We start from the raw sequence: 17,491 nt of genomic DNA, 5'->3' as shown, positions 1-17,491 counted from the left end.
GGTTGCGACTGTCCGGAGGAAGCCGGAGTGAACATGATGACGAAAAGCCGCGATCCCGATGCCGGCCTTCCCGCGCCCGCCCGCGCCAACGGCGAAGGCTCCAGAATGTTGAGGGCTGGCTTCATTCCGCTCGTCGATGCTTCCGTGCTCATCGCCGCAGCGGAATTCGGCTTTGCTGAGCGGGAAGGCCTGACGCTCGATCTCGTCAAGGACGTCTCTTGGGCGAACGTTCGCGACCGCCTCGCTTTCCGGCAGTTCGATATCGCCCACATGCTCTCGCCGATGCCCGTTGCCTCCATGCTCGGCCTCGGCTCCAATCCATCGCCGACGATTACGCCCTTCTCTCTCGGGCGCGGCGGCAATGCGATCACGCTATCGACCCGCCTGTTCGACAGGATGCGGAATGCGACCGGACTTTCCGAAACTGCCAGCGCACTGGAAAACGCCAAGGCGCTCTCAAAGGTCTTGGCTGAAATGAAGGCAAGCGGCGAGCCGCTGCCAACCTTCGGCGTCACCTATCCCTTTTCCTCGCATAATTACGAATTCCGCTACTGGCTCGCCGCCGGCGGTATCAATCCGGACAAGGACGTCAAACTCGTCGTCGTGCCGCCGCCGCTGACCTCGGATGCATTGGCCGCCGGCGCGATCGACGGCTTTTGCGTCGGCGCGCCCTGGAACATGGTGGCGTCAGAGCGCGGTGTCGGGCGTATCGTCGCTGCCAAACAGGATATCTGGCCATCTGCACCGGAAAAGGTGATCGGCATGCGCCCGGAATGGGCGGACAGCCATCCGGAAACGGTCTCCCGGCTGATCGTCGCTCTCGACGCGGCGGCGCGCTGGTGCGACCGGCCGGAAAACCACGATGCGCTTGCCGAGGCCCTGGCGGATGCCCGCTACATAGCAGCACCGGTCCACATCATCCGTCATGTGTTGGCCGGCGAGTTCAGCCTCGATGCAAAGGGGAACCGGCGCATCATCGACAATTACTTCATGTTCCATTCGGGCTTTGCCAATTATCCGCGCACGAGCCAGGCGCTCTGGATCTACAGCCAGATGATCCGCTGGGGCCAGGCCGAACTCGGGCTCAACCCCGCACGCGCAGCCGCTTCCGCCTATCGCCCGGACCTTTATCGCACAGCCCTGGGCGAGGGCAGCGCACCTATCGATGCCGACGTGCGCATCGAAGGCGCCGACGAAACCGACCGCTTTATGGACGGCCATGTTTTCGATCCATCGAAACTGCCTGACTATATTGCGGGTTTTGCGGTGAAGAGCGCCCTGCCCTTCATTCCGCATCCTGATGAAACCTGAAAAGGTTGCTGCATTGCATAAATCGCTTGCAGCATTTTCGACCCGCAACTGAGCAATCGCACAAAAGTTTTGCAGAGTAATTTCGTGCTTCGAAAAGCGGCAGCAGGCACAACTCAAAGAAATTTCTTTTTATTTCAATAGTTTGCAGAAACTACCACAAATTGGCACGCCGCTTGCAAGACTAAAATCGCACCGGTCAACGGCGACCAGGTGCAGGATGAGCGCGTAATAAGCGCTTACAACAGACATCGACGTCGCAAGGTTTTTGCTGTCCGGGACTTCTCCCTTCCCGAGGACGCAATCTCCGAGCGGCGTTTTTTTATTCCGAAAAATCCGGCAGCCACCCAGAGGAGCCCGCGCATGACCAAGATTTTCACGACCGCGATCAGCCGTCGCAGCATGCTGAAGACCACCGCCGCCGCAGCCCTCGTGAGCGCCGTTCGGACGGCATTTCCTTCAGGCGCTTTCGCTGCTGCGGCCACACCTGAGGTGACCGGCGTCAAGCTTGGTTTCATCGCCCTGACGGATGCAGCGCCTCTCATCGTCGCCAAGGAAAAGGGTCTGTTCGAAAAGCACGGCCTTCCTGAAGTCGACGTGGCGAAGCAGGCCTCCTGGGGTGCAACGCGTGACAATCTGGTGCTCGGCGGTGCGGCCAACGGCATCGATGGCGCGCATATCCTCTCGCCGCTCCCCTATCTCATGCACACCGGCAAGGTGACCCAGAACAACCAGCCGGTGCCGATGGCACTGCTGGCACGGCTGAACTACGACAGCCAGGGCATCTCGGTCGCCAAGGAATATGCCGATACCGGCGTCCAGCTCGACTCCTCCAAGCTGAAGGCCGCTTTCGAAAAGAAGAAGGCCGAAGGCAAGGAAGTGAAAGCCGCCATGACCTTCCCCGGCGGTACGCATGACCTGTGGATCCGCTACTGGCTCGCCGCCGGCGGCATCGATCCGGACAAAGACGTCTCTACCATCGTCGTGCCGCCCCCGCAGATGGTGGCGAACATGAAGGTCGGCAATATGGACGTCTTCTGTGTCGGCGAACCCTGGAACGAGCAGCTCGTCAACCAGGGTATCGGCTTCACCGCGGCGACAACCGGTGAGCTCTGGAAAGGCCATCCGGAAAAGGCCCTCGGCATGCGCGCCGACTGGGTGGAGAAAAATCCGAATGCCGCCAAGGCCCTGCTGATGGCCATCATGGAAGCCCAGCAATGGTGCGACAGCATGGACAACAAGGAGGAGATGGCGACCATCCTCGGCAAGCGGCAATGGTTCAACGTGCCGCCGAAGGATGTGCTCGGCCGCCTCAAGGGCGACATCAACTACGGCAATGGCCGCGTCGCGCATGGCACTGATCTCTACATGAAGTTCTGGGCCGGCGGCGTCTCCTACCCCTTCAAGAGCCACGATACCTGGTTCATGGCGGAGAATATCCGCTGGGGCAAACTCGCGCCGAATACGGATATCAAGGCGCTGGTCGACAAGGTGAACCGCGAGGACATCTGGCGCGAGGCCGCAAAGGACCTCGGCGTTGCGGCGGCCGACATTCCGGCCTCGACGTCGCGCGGCAAGGAAACCTTCTTCGACGGCAAAGTCTTCGATCCGGAGAACCCCTCTGCCTATCTCGACAGCCTCTCAATCAAGGCCGCTTCGTAATCCCCGCCTCCGGCGCGTGAGGCGCGCCGGCTTTTTATTCCATGAAGGAGCGAACGCATGTCAGCGCTTGCAAAGAATGAAAACATCAAGGCGACTGTTGCGCCGAAGACGGCCAATGTCGTCCATCTCGCAAAGAAGCCGGCGCGCAAGATCGATCTGCAGCTCCTTTCGGTCGCTGCCGCCCGCAATATCGTGCCACCGCTGATCGTTCTTGCGATCATTCTCGGCCTCTGGCAGATCCTCTGTTCCTCGCCGAACGCCTCGCTGCCATCGCCGCACCAGGTCTGGCAGGAAAGCTATGATCTGATCGCCTATCCTTTCTTCAACTACGGATCTCAGGATATCGGTCTCGGCTGGCGCGTACTGGTTTCGCTGCAGCGGGTTGCCTATGGCTTCGGTCTTGCAGCCGTAGCCGGCATCGTCATCGGTGCGGTTATCGGCCAGTCGATCTGGGCGATGCGCGGCCTCGATCCGATCTTCCAGGTGCTGCGCACTGTGCCGCCGCTTGCCTGGCTGCCGCTGTCGCTCGCGGCCTTCCAGGACAGCAATCCTTCGGCGATCTTCGTGATCTTCATCACCTCGATCTGGCCGGTCATCATCAACACTGCCGTCGGCGTGCGCAATATCCCGCAGGATTACCGCAATGTCGCCGAAGTGCTGCGGCTCAACCAGTTCGAGTTCTTCTTCAAGATCATGCTGCCCTCGGCAGCCCCCTACATCTTCACCGGTCTGCGCATCGGCATCGGCCTGTCATGGCTGGCGATCGTCGCCGCCGAGATGCTGACCGGCGGCGTCGGCATCGGCTTCTTCATCTGGGATGCGTGGAACTCGTCCCGCCTGCCCGACATCATCGTGGCGCTTGCCTATATCGGCGTCGTTGGCTTCGCCCTCGACAAGCTCGTGTCCGCCATCGGCAAACTCGTCACGCGCGGCGCCTAGGCCAATTGAGGGGATCGACCATGAACGCCTATCTGAAACTCGACCATATCGACAAACATTTCGACCGGGCGGGCGCCCGCACCGAGGTGCTGAAGGACATCAACCTCGTCATCGACAAGGGCGAATTCGTGTCGATCATCGGCCATTCCGGCTGCGGCAAGTCCACGCTGCTCAACCTGATCGCCGGCCTGACGCCTGTGTCAAAGGGAGCCGTGCTGCTCGAAAACCGCGAGGTCAATGAACCCGGCCCCGAACGCGCCGTCGTCTTCCAGAACCATTCGCTGCTGCCCTGGCTGACTGTCTATGAAAACGTCAATCTCGCCGTCTCGAAGGTCTTCAGCAATAAGAAGAGCAAGGCCGAGCGCCACGACTGGGTCATGGCCAATCTCGACCTCGTGCAGATGGCTCATGCGAAAGACAGGCGCCCCTCCGAAATATCGGGCGGCATGAAGCAGCGCGTCGGCATTGCCCGGGCACTCTCGATGGAGCCGAAGATCCTTCTGCTCGACGAGCCCTTCGGCGCTCTCGACGCATTGACCCGTGCGCATCTGCAGGACGCAGTGATGGAAATCCACGCCCGGCTCGGCAATACGATGGTCATGATCACCCATGATGTCGACGAGGCCGTACTGCTTTCCGACCGCATCGTGATGATGACCAACGGCCCCGCCGCCCGCATCGGCGAAGTGCTCAACGTGCCGATCGCCCGGCCGCGCAACCGTATCGAACTCGCCTCCGACCGAACCTACCTCAAATGCCGCGAAGCCGTGTTGAAGTTCCTCTACGAACGTCACCGCTTCGTCGAAGCCGCGGAGTAAACCATGACCGAAAAACTCGTCATCATCGGTAACGGCATGGCGCCTGGGCGCATGCTGGAACACCTCTTCGAACAGGCGCCGGGCCGCTATCAAGTCACGATCTTCAATGCCGAGCCGCGCGTCAATTACGATCGCATCATGCTCTCGCCGGTCCTCTCGGGCGAAAAGACCTACGAGCAGATCGTCATCCATGGCGATGGCTGGTACATCGACCACGGCATCACCCTCTACAAGGGCCACAAGATCGTCTCGATCGACCGCGACAGGAAGACGGTCACGTCGGATCATGGTGTGACCGAGAGCTATGACAAGCTCGTCATCGCCACGGGCTCTGTGCCCTTCATCATTCCCGTTCCCGGCAAGGATCTGCCCGGCGTCATCACCTATCGCGACCTCGATGACGTGCAGGCCATGCTGCTCGCCGCCCAGTCGCGGCAAAAGGCGATCGTCATCGGCGGCGGCCTGCTCGGGCTCGAAGCGGCCGCCGGCCTCGCCCAGCGCGGTATGGATGTTACCGTATTGCACGTCATGCCGACGCTGATGGAGCGCCAGCTCGACCCCACCGCCGGCTACCTCTTACAGAAGGCCGTCGAGGAACGCGGCATCAAGGTCATCTGCAAGGCCAATACCAAGCAGATCATCGGCAACGGCAAGGTGGAAGGCGTCGAGCTCGACAACGGCACGATCATTCCGGCCACGCTCGTCGTCATGGCGGTCGGCATTCGTCCGAACGTCAATCTTGCCAAGGAAGCCGGGCTTGCCGTCAATCGTGGCATCGTCGTCGATGCCGGCATGCAGACTTCCGATGGCGACATCTACTCGCTCGGCGAATGCGCCGAAGTCGGCGGCATGGTCTATGGTCTTGTCGCGCCGCTCTACGAGATGGCCCGCGTGGCAGCCTCCCATCTTGCGGGCGATATAAAGCCGGGCTTCGTGCATTCCGATACGCCGACCAAGCTCAAGGTCACCGGCATCGAGCTCTATTCTCTGGGTGATTTCGCCGACGGCGATGACCGGCACGAAATCGTGCTGCGCGACGCAACAGCGGGCGTCTACAAGCGCTTGGTGCTAAAGGACAACCGCATTATCGGCACGGTGCTTTATGGCGAAACCTCCGATGGCGCCTGGTTCAACGACCTCAAGAAAAAGGCGGTCGACATCTCTGAGATGCGCGACACTCTGATCTTCGGCCAGGCCTATCAGGGAGGGTCCCCGCTGGACCCTATGGCGGCCGTTGCAGCCTTGCCGGATGATGCGGAAATCTGCGGCTGCAACGGCGTCTGCAAGGGCAAAATCACTTCAACGATCACGGCTAAGGGGCTGACATCGCTCGACGATGTGCGCGCCCATACCAAGGCTTCGGCCTCCTGTGGCTCCTGCACCGGCCTTGTCGAGCAGCTCATGTCCTTGACGCTGGGTGATGCCTATAATCCGAAAGCCGTGCAGCCTATGTGCACTTGCACGGAACTCGGCCATGATGATGTGCGCCGCCTGATCAAGGCGAAGAAGCTGAAGACCATACCCGCCATCATGCAGGAGCTGGAATGGAAGACATCCGGCGGCTGCGCCAAATGTCGCCCGGCACTCAACTACTATCTCGTCTGTGACTGGCCGGATGAATATGCCGACGACTATCAGTCGCGCTTCATCAACGAACGCGTCCATGCCAATATCCAGAAGGACGGCACCTATTCCGTCGTGCCACGCATGTGGGGCGGAGTGACCAATTCCGGCGAGCTGCGCGCCATCGCCGATGTGGTCGACAAGTTCGCGATCCCGATGGTCAAAGTGACCGGCGGCCAGCGCATCGACCTGCTCGGCATCGAAAAGGAAGACCTGCCGGCCGTGTGGGCCGATCTCGGCAAGGCCGGCTTCATTTCCGGCCAGGCCTATGCCAAGGGCCTGCGCACGGTGAAGACCTGCGTCGGCTCCGACTGGTGCCGCTTCGGCACGCAGGATTCCACCGGCCTCGGCATCCGCATCGAAAAGTTCATGTGGGGCTCCTGGACACCGGCCAAATTGAAGATGGCAGTGTCCGGATGTCCGCGAAACTGTGCGGAGGCCACCTGCAAGGATATCGGCGTGATCTGCGTGGATTCCGGCTTCGAGATCCATTTCGCCGGCGCTGCGGGTCTCGACATCAAGGGCACGGAGGTGCTCGGCCTGGTGAAGACCGAGGACGAAGCGCTCGAACATATCGTGGCGCTGACCCAGATGTATCGCGAGCAGGGCCGCTATCTTGAGCGCATCTACAAATGGGCCAAGCGCATCGGCCTCGATGAGATCCGCCGGCAGATTATGGAGGATCACGACAAGCGCCAAGCCTACTACGAGCGCTTTGTCTTTTCCCAGAAATTCGCCCAGGTCGACCCCTGGTCGGAGCGCGTCTCCGGCAAGGACAAGCACGAATTCCGGCCGATGGCGACGATCGGCTTCAATCAGGCGGCAGAGTGAGGAGATCAACCATGAACTGGCACCCGATCGGCGAGATCTCCGATATTCCTTTGCGTGGCTCCCGCTGCGTGAAGACCCCGCATATGAATATCGCCGTATTCCGCACGGGCGAGGACGAGGTCTATGCGATCGAAAACCGCTGCCCGCACAAGGGCGGGCCGCTTTCGGAGGGCATCGTGCATGGAAATGCCGTCACCTGCCCACTACACAACTGGGTGATTTCGCTGGAGACCGGCAAGGCACTCGGCGCCGATGACGGCGCGGTGCGTACCATCCCACTCAGGAACGAGGGCGGCAGGCTCTATATCGCGCTCGAAAGCCTCGTTATGGCGGCCGAATGATGGGAGCGGAGGTCAGGACCACCTGCCCCTATTGCGGTGTCGGCTGCGGCGTGATCGCCCGGGTGGACGAGGCCGGCACAGTGACCGTGAAGGGCGACCCGGAGCACCCGGCCAATTTCGGGCGGCTCTGCTCCAAAGGTTCGGCGCTTGCCGAAACCATCGATCTCGACGGTCGGCTGCTCCATCCCGAAATCGATGGCAGACAAGCAGGCTGGGATGAAGCTCTCGATCTCGTCGCCAACAGATTTTCCGAGACCATTGCCCAACATGGCCCTGATGCCGTCGCCTTTTATGTCTCGGGTCAGCTTCTGACCGAGGATTATTATGTCGCCAACAAGCTGATGAAAGGCTTCATCGGCTCCGCCAATATCGACACCAATTCCCGCCTCTGCATGTCTTCCTCGGTCGCCGGCCATCGTCGCGCTTTCGGCTCGGATACGGTGCCCGGCCTCTATGAGGATCTGGAGTCTGCCGACCTCGTCGTGTTGACGGGCTCGAACCTCGCCTGGTGCCATCCAGTCATCTACCAGCGGCTCGCTGCCGCCAAGGCGGCCCGGCCGGGCCTGAAAATCGTCGTCATCGATCCGCGCCGGACAATGACCTGTGATATTGCCGATCTGCATCTGGCCATTCGCCCGGATGGCGATGTGGCACTCTTCATGGGACTGCTCGCCCATCTCGCGGCAAGCCCCGTCATCGACCAGAACTATATCGGTGCCCACACGGAAGGTTTTGGAGCGGCCTTCGCCGCTGCCGCCGCACTAACGGTAGACGACCTGCTTGAGCGTACCGGCCTGCCAGCCATGCAGGTGAGGGAATTCTTCCGCCTGTTCGAGACGACCGATAAGGTCGTCACCTGCTACAGCCAGGGTGTCAACCAGTCCGCTTCCGGCACCGACAAGGTCAATGCCATCATCAACTGCCATCTGGCGACCGGTCGCATCGGCCGACCTGGCATGGGACCGTTTTCGCTGACGGGACAGCCGAACGCCATGGGCGGCCGCGAGGTCGGCGGGCTCGCAAACATGCTGGCCGCCCATATGGCGATCGAAAATGCCGAGGATCGCGATCGGGTGCAACGCTTCTGGAATGCGCCTGACATTGCCTGCAAGCCCGGCCTGAAGGCCGTCGATCTGTTCCGCGCCGTCGAAGAGGGTCGCGTCAAGGCGCTCTGGATCATGGCGACCAATCCGGTCGTTTCCATGCCCGATGCCCGCCGCGTCGAGGCGGCGATTGCCGCCTGCCCCTTCGTGGTCGTGTCCGACATGTTGTGCGAGACCGATACGACGCGGCACGCGCATGTGCTGCTGCCCTCCCTCGGCTGGGGCGAGAAGGACGGAACGGTCACCAATTCGGAACGCCGCATATCGAGGCAACGCCCCTTTCTCGTTTCTCCGGGAGAGGCGCGCGCCGACTGGTGGCAGATGGCAGAAGTCGGCCGCCGGATGGGCTTTGCCGCATTCGACTACACGTCTCCGGCCGATATTTTCGCCGAGCACGCGGCACTCTCCGCCTTCGAGAATGACGGCAGCCGCGACTTCGACATCGGCGCCTATGCCAAGACCGAAGCGCGAGCCTATGACGCGCTGAAACCATTCCAGTGGCCGCAGCCTTTTGGAAAAGAGAAAAAGGAAACGCGGTTCTTCGCCGAGGGCGGTTTCTTCCATCCCGATCGCAAGGCGCGTTTCGTTGCCGTCGAAGCGCCGGCAACCGACAGAACAGATTCAACCTATCCCTTCACGCTGAATACGGGCCGCATCCGCGACCAGTGGCACACCATGACACGAACGGGAAAGAGCGCGCGGCTATCATCCCATATCGCCGAACCCTTTGCGGAAATCCATCCGCGCGACGCGATGGAACTCGGCTTGGCCGATGCCGCCCTTGTGCAGATCGAAAGCAGCTACGGCAAGGCGATCATCCGCGCGCTGGTGACCGACCGGCAGGCGCGCGGCAGCGTTTTCGTGCCGATGCACTGGAGCGACCAGAATTCGGCTGAGGCGCGGATCGGCGCCGTCGTCAAACCCACAACGGACCCCGTTTCGGGTCAGCCCGCCTCGAAGAATGTCGCGGTTGCCGTCAGCCGCTATCGTGCTGCCACTTATGGCTTCGCCGTCAGCATGGCAAAGCCTGATGTGGCGGACGCGGACTATTGGGCACTCGCCAAGGCCGATGGCGGATGGCGGCTGGAGCTTGCGTTCCATGACGGTATCGAAGACTGGACGGCCTGGTGCCGAAAAAGCTTCAGCATTGCCGACCATATCGAGCCCTTGGGTTATGCCGACCAGCAGTCCGGCGACCGGCGGATCGCCTTCTTCGACGGAGAGAGGCTGCTTGCCGCGCTCTTCCTTGCAAGAGAGCCGGTTGCCGTTGCGCGCAACTGGGCGGTGTCGCAGCTGACCGCCGATCACAGCGATCTGCGTCGCCGCTTTGCCATCATCGCCGGCCGGCCTGGGGCCGACAGGCCGGATCCGGGTGCGACGGTATGTTCCTGCTTCAGCGTCGGCGTCAACCAGATCGTCGTCGCCGTCCGCTCCGGCTGCCGCAGCGTCGAAGCGATCGGCAACGAACTTAAGGCCGGCACCAATTGCGGTTCTTGCCGCGCCGAAATCAGGGGGATCATCAATGCCTGTGTTGCAGACGCTGCCGAATGATGTTGCCGACCGGGCGCCCGCCCGCATGGCCCCGCTTGCCAAGCTGCCGGTCTTCTGGTCGCTTGCCGGACAACGGGTGATCGTCGCCGGCGGCTCGGATGCCTGTGCCTGGAAGGCGGAACTGCTGGCCGCCTGCGGTGCGAAGGTCGAGATTCATGCCGAGCACCTCGGCGAAGCCTGTGCCGCCCTTATTGAGCGCGGTTCGTCGCATCCGGATGGTGCGTTTATCTACCATCCGACGGCATGGCGCGAAGATATTTTTGCGGATGCGGCGCTCGCCATAGCGGACTGTGAGGATGAGGCCGAGGCTCGAACATTTTTCGAAGCGTCGCAGCGAGCCGGGGTTCCTGTCAACATCATCGACAAACCTGCTTTCTGCCAGTTCCAGTTCGGTTCCATCGTCAACCGCTCGCCCGTCGTGGTGTCGATCTCGACGGATGGCGCCGCTCCCATTCTCGCCCAAGCCATTCGCCGCCGCATAGAGACGCTGCTGCCGACATCGCTGAGATCCTGGGCAGCCCTTGCCCAGTCACTGCGCGAAGAAATTGCTCTTCGTCTAAAGCCCGGCGCAGAGCGCCGCGCCTTCTGGGAGCGCTTTGTCGATCGCGCTTTCGGAGCTGAACCGACAGAAGCAAGCGCTCGCGATCTGCTTGCCGATATGAAAAGGCCAGCTCAGGCCCGCCCCGTCGGGCGGGTGACGCTTGTCGGCGCCGGTCCGGGCGATGCAGAATATCTGACGCTGAAGGCTGTGCGGGCGTTGCAGGCCGCCGATGTCATCCTGTTCGATGATCTTGTGTCGGACGAGGTTCTGGAACTAGCGCGACGCGAGGCGAAGCGCCTGCTCGTCGGTAAACGCGGCGGCCGCACGAGCTGCCGCCAGGAAGATATCAACGAGATGATGCTGACCTTCGCCAGGGCCGGCAAGAACGTCGCCCGATTGAAATCCGGCGACCCGATGATCTTCGGCCGCGCCGGCGAGGAGATTGCCTATCTGAAGCAGCATAATATCCCGGTCGAGGTCATCCCGGGCATCACAGCGGCCAGCGCGATGGCGTCGCGGCTCGGCGTGTCGTTGACGCATCGCGATCATGCGCAGAGCGTCCAATTCGTCACCGGCCATTCGCGTCATGGCAGCCTGCCTGACACGATCGACTGGCAGGCGATCGCAGATCCAAGAAAAACGACGATCTTCTACATGGGCGGACGCACCGCTGGAGCGATCCAGAACAAGCTGATCGAGGCTGGCCTCGATGCAAAAACGCCCGTCGTGATCGTCAGTTCTGTTGCCAATGCCGATGAGCGACGCTGGGGCGGCAGTCTCAATGATCTTTCTTCGGCCATGGTCGGAATCGGCCTCGACCGGCCCGTGCTGATTGGCGTCGGAGAGGTTTTTGCTGCTTGCGGTCTTGAGGCGGAACACGTCCGGCCTCTCATCGCCCGAGCTCAATAACGCCGAACCGCCGGAGAAATCCCGCTACTAGGCTGGCCATGAAGGGTCTTTTTCTCCTCTAATGAGGAAAAGTCGGCAGTTGGGTGCCCCCAGCTGCGACAAACAATCCTGCGCGCCACGATCTAATCCGTGACATTAGGTAGTGTTTTGGTCAAACATTTTGCGGCATTGTCCGATTCCCTTTTAGGCGACACGAGATCTCACATGCCCTCGAGACTGAATCGCAAATTGCAGATGCCCCGCCGCGACGACCTCGGCCTTCTGACGATCGCCAACGGCTCCGGCCTCTCCATATCGGCGCTGCCGAACGGCACGCTGTTTTCCATCGATTATGTCGATAGCCTCGGATCGGTGCAGATCAATCAGATCCAGGGATCGCCGCTCTCCGGCGGCGTTGGACGGCTCTATCTGCGGATCGGTGGCAAGAAGCCTGCCGTTGCCGAGATCGTCGGACCTCGGGCGCAGGGTCGCTTTGGCCATAGTGAGGCAGGCTTCTCCTGGAGTGGCGAAGTCGGAGACATCCACTATCATGTGAGCCTCGTGCTTGCGCCCTCCGAGACCACATGGTTCTGGCATGTCACGCTGAAGCATTCCGGTACGGAAAAACTGCCGGCCGATCTCGTGCTGGTTCAGGATATCGGTCTCGGCGACCGCGGTTTCCTGATGAACAGCGAAGCCTATGCCTCGCAATATGTCGACCATCATATCGCCGAGCATTCCGTCTTCGGGCCTGTCGTGATGAACCGGCAGAACCTCAAGCAGGGCGGCGGGCGCAATCCATGGCTCGCGCAGGGTTGCCTGGAAGGTGTTGCCGCTTACGCTACCGATGCGATCCAATTGGTCAAATCGGCCGCCGGCAAGGACGATCTTCTCGTCGGTCCCTTCGGCAGCGACCTGCCGAGCCAACGCCGGCAGCATGAAATGGCCTGTCCGGCCCTTCAGTCGAAACCGCTCTCCGTTTCTACCGAAGGCGTGACCGCGAGTTTCTTCGGCCTGTTCCTCAACGATCATCAGGCGGCATCCGACAATAGCGATCTGTTCCGCCTCGATCATTTGAAAGCCGTCGAAAAGACGGCTGCTGATCCGGCAGAGCAGGTGCCGCCGCGCAGCATCCTGCAGGGTGCCGGGCTGCTGACGGTCGAAACGCTCGACAACAAGGCGCTTACCCGCCTCTATCCCGATCGTATGCTCGAAGAACGCGTAGACGGGAAGCTGCTGTCCTTCTTCGTGCCCGAGGGCGCCCTCAATCGCCACGTGGTTCTGCGGGAGAAGGAACTGCAGATCGCGCGGCGCCATGGAGCAATCGTGCGCAGCGGCCAGAATATGCTGCTCGACGATGTCACATTGGCATCGACCTGCTGGATGCAGGGCATATTTGCCGCGCAGTTGACGATCGGCAATACGTCCTTCCACAAACTGTTTTCGGTCTCCCGCGATCCCTACAATCTGACGCGCACCAGCGGATTGCGCATTCTTGCCGATGCCGGTCAGGGTTGGCAGCTTCTCGGCGTGCCTTCAGCCTTCGACATGGGCCTCAGCGACTGCCGCTGGATCTATCGCCTTGGCGACCGCACCATTACTGTCACGGCGACGGCGTCGGGCGAAGACCCCGCGATGCAGTGGGCCGTCTCCGTCGAGGGCAAGCCCTGCCGCTTCCTCGTCTTCGGCCACCTCGTTCTCGGCGAACGGGAATATGACACAAGCGGCTATGCCGAATTCGATGCTGAAGCCAAGCGCATCCGCTTCCGCCCGGACCCGCACTGGCTCTGGGGCGAACGTTTTCCCGATGCCAGCTACTGGCTGGTAAGCTCCACGCCTGACGCCGTCGAGGCTGTCGGCGGCGACGAGCTTCTTTATGATGACGGCGTGGCCCGCAACGGCGCCTACATCGCGTTGCGCTCCAAGGAGACACAATCGCTCGCCTTCGCCGTCGTCGGCTCGATGACAGACATGGCAGAGGCCGAGCGTCTGGCCGAGCGCTATGCAGGCGGTGTCGCGCAGGAGACGATGCTGGCTCCGGCTTCGCGTTTCTGGCAGCACGCCATTCGTGGCGTGACGTTCGACAAGCCGAAAACCGATGCGGTGGCACATGCCGCGATCCTGCCCTGGCTCGCACATGATGCAATCGTGCATCTCAGCGTCCCGCACGGGCTGGAGCAATATACGGGCGCTGCCTGGGGCACGCGCGATGCCTGCCAGGGGCCGGTGGAATTCCTGCTCGCCTACGAGCATGACCGCGAAGCCAAAGAAGTGGTAAAGACAGTCTTCAGCGAGCAGTACCTGGAAAAGGGCGACTGGCCGCAATGGTTCATGCTGGAGCCCTATTCCAACATCCGCTCCGGCGACAGCCACGGCGATATCGTCGTCTGGCCGCTGAAGGCGCTCTGCGACTATATCGAGGCAACTGGCGATCTCACCATCCTCGATGAAAAGGTGGTGTGGCGCGACGACAAGACCATGGGCAGGGCACCTGCCGATACGATCACCATCCATGTCGACAAGCTTCTCGCCACCGTGCGCGAGCGGTTCATTCCCGGCACGCACCTGATCCGCTACGGCGAAGGCGACTGGAACGATTCCCTGCAGCCGGCCGATCCGCATCTGCGCGACTGGATGGTGAGCAGTTGGACCGTTTCCCTGCTCTACGAACAGATCGTGCGCTATTCCGCCATCCTGCGCCGTATCGGCCAGGCCGCTGACGCCACGGAACTGCGCAAGATCGCCACCGCCATGCGGCGCGACTTCAACAAACACCTGATCCGCGATGGCGTGGTCGCCGGTTACGGCATCTTCGATCCCACCCATGACGGCGTCGAGCTGCTGCTGCATCCCGATGACCGGCGTACCGGGCTGCACTATTCGTTGATTTCGATGACGCAGGCGATGCTCGGCAAGCTTTTCACGCCAGAACAGCGGCAACAGCACATGAAACTGATCGAGAAGCACCTGCTATTCCCCGACGGCGTGCGCCTGATGGAGAAGCCTGCGACCTATGCCGGCGGTCCGGAGACGTTGTTCCGGCGTGCGGAATCCTCCTCCTTCTTCGGCCGCGAGATTGGCCTCATGTATGTGCATGCGCATCTGCGCTACTGCGAGACCCTGGCAATTGCTGAGGATGCAAAGGCACTCTGGAAGACGATCGGTCTCGTCAATCCGATCGCCGTGACCGACGCCTTGCCACACGCGTCACTGCGCCAGCGCAACACCTATTTCAGCAGCAGCGATGCCGCCTTCCCTGACCGCTATCAGGCGATGAGCGACTGGGATCAGGTCAAGAAGGGCGAGATCGACGTCGACGGCGGCTGGCGCATCTATTCCAGCGGCCCCGGTCTCTATGCCCGCAGTTTTATCGAAAACATCCTCGGCTTCAAACGCCGCTTCGGCCGCCGCAAGCGCCTGCCCCTTCTGCCGTCCTCTGCCTCGATCACGATTAAGACGGATCATGCACCCTGGCGCCGCCTAAACGGGCCAAAGCGAAAGGGTTAAGCGGCAACTTCGCGTACCCGAGGCCGGATCGGATTGGGAGCGGCGAAGTGGCAGGCGGCCATCTGGCCACTCGCCACCTCTCTCAACGCAGGCCGCTCCAGCTTGCAGATATCTTGTGCAATCGGACAACGGGTGTGAAAGCTGCAGCCCGACGGAATGCGTGACGGGCTCGGTACGTCGCCTTCGAGTACAATGCGGCGGCTTTTGCGATCTGGATCGGGCTCGGGAGCGGCCGACAGCAACGCCTGCGTATAGGGGTGCTGCGGGGCCGAATAGACCTTCCGCTTTTCGCCTACCTCCACGATCCTGCCGAGATACATCACTGCCACACGGTCAGCGATATGGCGGACGACGGCGAGGTCATGGGCGATGAAGAGGAAGGAAAAGCCCTTCTTCTCCTGAAGGTCCTGCATCAGGTTGATGATCTGTGCCTGCACGGAAACGTCGAGTGCGGAGACCGGCTCATCGGCAACGATGAAGCCGGGATTGAGGGAGATCGCCCGGGCAATACCGATGCGCTGCCGCTGGCCGCCGGAAAACTGCCGGGGATAACGGTCCATGGCGCTCGTCGGCAGGCCGACCTGCGTCAGGAGATCGGCGACCCTCTCGCGCCGTTCGCGCTTTGAGCGGACGAGGCCGAAGGCATCCAGCGGCTCGCCTATGATTTCGGCGATGGAGCGGCGCGGGCTCAGCGATCCATAGGGATCCTGAAAGATCATCTGTACATTGCGCCGCATGCTGCGCATCTTCTCGTGCGACAGCGCCGTCAGCTCGGTGCCCTCGAAGAAAACACGACCATCAGTCGGCTCGATCAGCCGCAACAGCAGGCGTCCGAGTGTGGACTTGCCGCAGCCGGATTCACCCACCAGCGCCAGCGTTTCGCCGCGCAGGATCTCGAAGTTCAGATCATCGACGGCGCGCACGCCGCTGCTCTCCTGCTTGAAGGACAGCATGCCGCCATCGGAAAACACCTTGCTCAACCCTTCGGCACGCAGGATTGCGTTCATCGCATATGCTCCTTGATCGATGGGAGGGGTGCCTTGCTTTCGGCGGTAACCCAGCAGGCCGCCTTGTGCTTCGGACCAAACGCAAACATGGGCGGCATTTCCGCGGCGCATCTGTCGGTCCGGTTGGCGCAGCGGGCGTAGAAGGCACAGCCCTGCTTGACCGAGCCCGCGGTCGGAACCGAACCGGGGATCTGGTAGAGCCGCTTCTGATCGTCATCGAGGCGCGGAATCGATTTGAGCAGACCCTGCGTATAGGGATGGCTCGGGTTACTGAAGATCGAGCGGACATCCGCATCCTCGACCACGTGGCCGGCATACATGACGATCACCCGGTCGCAGACCTCGGCGATGACGCCGAGATCGTGCGAGATCAGCAGCACGGCCGTGTTCAGCGTCTTTCTGATTTTCGCCATCAGGTCGAGCACCTGTGCCTGGATGGTGACGTCGAGCGCCGTCGTCGGCTCGTCGGCGATCAAAAGTTTCGGATTGCAGGCAACCGCCATCGCGATCATCACCCGCTGGCGCATGCCGCCCGAAAACTGATGCGGATAGGCATCGAGACGACCTTCCGGATTGGGAATACCGACAAGCTTCAGGAGTTCTATGATGCGGGCGCGGCGCTCTCCGCGGTTCATCTTCTCATGCAGCTTGATGGCCTCGCCGATCTGGTCGCCGATGGTCATGACCGGGTTCAGCGAGCTCATCGGCTCCTGAAAGATCATCGCGATGTCGCGGCCGCGGATCTCGGGCATGGCGCTTGCCGGCAGTTTCAGCAAATCATTGCCCTCGAAACTGATCTTGCCGCCGGAAATCCGACAGAGTTCCGGCACCAGCCGCATGATCGCGAGCGACGTGACCGACTTGCCCGAACCGGATTCGCCGACGATGCCGACGGCACCGCCAGCTTCGATTTCGAAGCTCACATCGTCAACGACAACGATCGGGTTCACCGGTGTTCCGAATTCCACGCGCAGATGCTCGACGCTCAGCAAGCGCTGCTTCATTGCGCCGTCTCCGGATCGAGCACGTCGCGCACGGCGTCGCCGATCAGGTTGAAGGAGAGAACCACGAACGTAATCGCAATACCGGCGCCGATGATCGGCCAAGGTGAACCGAAGAGGTTGTTGAGACCGTCACGGATGATATTGCCCCAGCTTGGATTGGGCGGTTGCGTACCGATGCCAAGGAAGCTGAGCGAAGCTTCGAGGCGGATGGCGGAGGCAACCCAGAGCGTCATCAACACGACGATGGGGGCTGCAATGTTCGGAATGATGTGGCGTAAAATAATCGTCGGCGTGCGCACGCCGACCGCGACCGCCGCTTCAACATAGGGCTCCTGCTTGACCGCCAGCGTCGAGGCGCGGGCCACACG

Annotated in this window: 12 protein-coding genes; 9 read left to right on the top strand and 3 right to left on the bottom strand. The window is 61.6% G+C overall.

What is annotated here, in order from left to right; all coding sequences use genetic code 11:
• Window positions 1–33 precede the first annotated feature (33 nt).
• The 9 genes from AC1DM5_RS29080 to AC1DM5_RS29040 all read left to right on the top strand — a co-directional run bounded on the left by AC1DM5_RS29080 (window position 34) and on the right by AC1DM5_RS29040 (window position 15,112).
• Window positions 34–1,311: a CmpA/NrtA family ABC transporter substrate-binding protein gene (locus AC1DM5_RS29080; protein WP_477821149.1), complete on the top strand. Its 1,278-nt coding sequence runs from the start codon at window positions 34–36 to the stop codon at window positions 1,309–1,311.
• Between the two features lie 360 nt (window positions 1,312–1,671).
• Window positions 1,672–2,970: a CmpA/NrtA family ABC transporter substrate-binding protein gene (locus tag AC1DM5_RS29075; protein WP_477821148.1), complete on the top strand. Its 1,299-nt coding sequence runs from the start codon at window positions 1,672–1,674 to the stop codon at window positions 2,968–2,970.
• A 57-nt stretch (window positions 2,971–3,027) separates the two neighbouring features.
• On the top strand, window positions 3,028–3,909 hold the full coding sequence (ntrB, locus tag AC1DM5_RS29070; protein ID WP_477976324.1) for a nitrate ABC transporter permease: 882 nt from the start codon (window positions 3,028–3,030) through the stop codon (window positions 3,907–3,909).
• Window positions 3,910–3,929: 20 nt separating this feature from the next.
• Window positions 3,930–4,727 carry an ABC transporter ATP-binding protein gene (locus AC1DM5_RS29065; RefSeq protein WP_477821147.1) on the top strand — a complete coding sequence of 266 codons (798 nt, stop codon included), beginning with the start codon at window positions 3,930–3,932 and terminating at the stop codon, window positions 4,725–4,727.
• A gap of 3 nt (window positions 4,728–4,730) precedes the next feature.
• The gene (nirB, locus tag AC1DM5_RS29060; RefSeq protein ID WP_477821146.1) at window positions 4,731–7,181 is read left to right on the top strand and encodes a nitrite reductase large subunit NirB; all 2,451 of its coding nucleotides are present in this window, start codon (window positions 4,731–4,733) and stop codon (window positions 7,179–7,181) included.
• Between the two features lie 11 nt (window positions 7,182–7,192).
• The gene (gene nirD / locus AC1DM5_RS29055; protein WP_007816845.1) at window positions 7,193–7,522 is read left to right on the top strand and encodes a nitrite reductase small subunit NirD; all 330 of its coding nucleotides are present in this window, start codon (window positions 7,193–7,195) and stop codon (window positions 7,520–7,522) included.
• On the top strand, window positions 7,522–10,176 hold the full coding sequence (locus AC1DM5_RS29050) for a nitrate reductase (RefSeq protein WP_477821233.1): 2,655 nt from the start codon (window positions 7,522–7,524) through the stop codon (window positions 10,174–10,176). Before nirD ends, AC1DM5_RS29050 begins: the two co-directional genes overlap by 1 nt.
• Entirely contained in the window at window positions 10,148–11,626 is a 1,479-nt protein-coding gene (cysG, locus tag AC1DM5_RS29045; protein ID WP_477976322.1) for a siroheme synthase CysG, read from the top strand. Before AC1DM5_RS29050 ends, cysG begins: the two co-directional genes overlap by 29 nt.
• A 204-nt stretch (window positions 11,627–11,830) precedes the next feature.
• A complete protein-coding gene (locus AC1DM5_RS29040; RefSeq protein WP_477821144.1) occupies window positions 11,831–15,112 on the top strand; it encodes a GH36-type glycosyl hydrolase domain-containing protein in 3,282 nt (1,093 codons plus the stop codon).
• Here the strand turns inward: AC1DM5_RS29040 and AC1DM5_RS29035 are convergent.
• From AC1DM5_RS29035 to AC1DM5_RS29025, 3 genes are all read right to left on the bottom strand, one after another.
• Window positions 15,109–16,119, bottom strand: coding sequence for an ABC transporter ATP-binding protein (locus AC1DM5_RS29035; RefSeq protein WP_477821143.1), 1,011 nt, complete (start codon window positions 16,117–16,119; stop codon window positions 15,109–15,111). The genes AC1DM5_RS29040 and AC1DM5_RS29035 overlap by 4 nt on opposite strands.
• Window positions 16,116–17,123 (bottom strand): ABC transporter ATP-binding protein, encoded by a 1,008-nt coding sequence (locus AC1DM5_RS29030; RefSeq protein WP_477821142.1) that lies wholly within the window; start codon window positions 17,121–17,123, stop codon window positions 16,116–16,118. Before AC1DM5_RS29030 ends, AC1DM5_RS29035 begins: the two co-directional genes overlap by 4 nt.
• Window positions 17,120–17,491: ABC transporter permease (locus AC1DM5_RS29025; protein WP_477821141.1), on the bottom strand; the 372-nt coding region annotated here is incomplete at its 5' end. The genes AC1DM5_RS29030 and AC1DM5_RS29025, both read right to left, overlap by 4 nt.

It is taken from the genome of Rhizobium sp. 01T437 (genome assembly GCF_056398505.1).
This window is presented reverse-complemented; position numbering and strand designations above follow the sequence as displayed.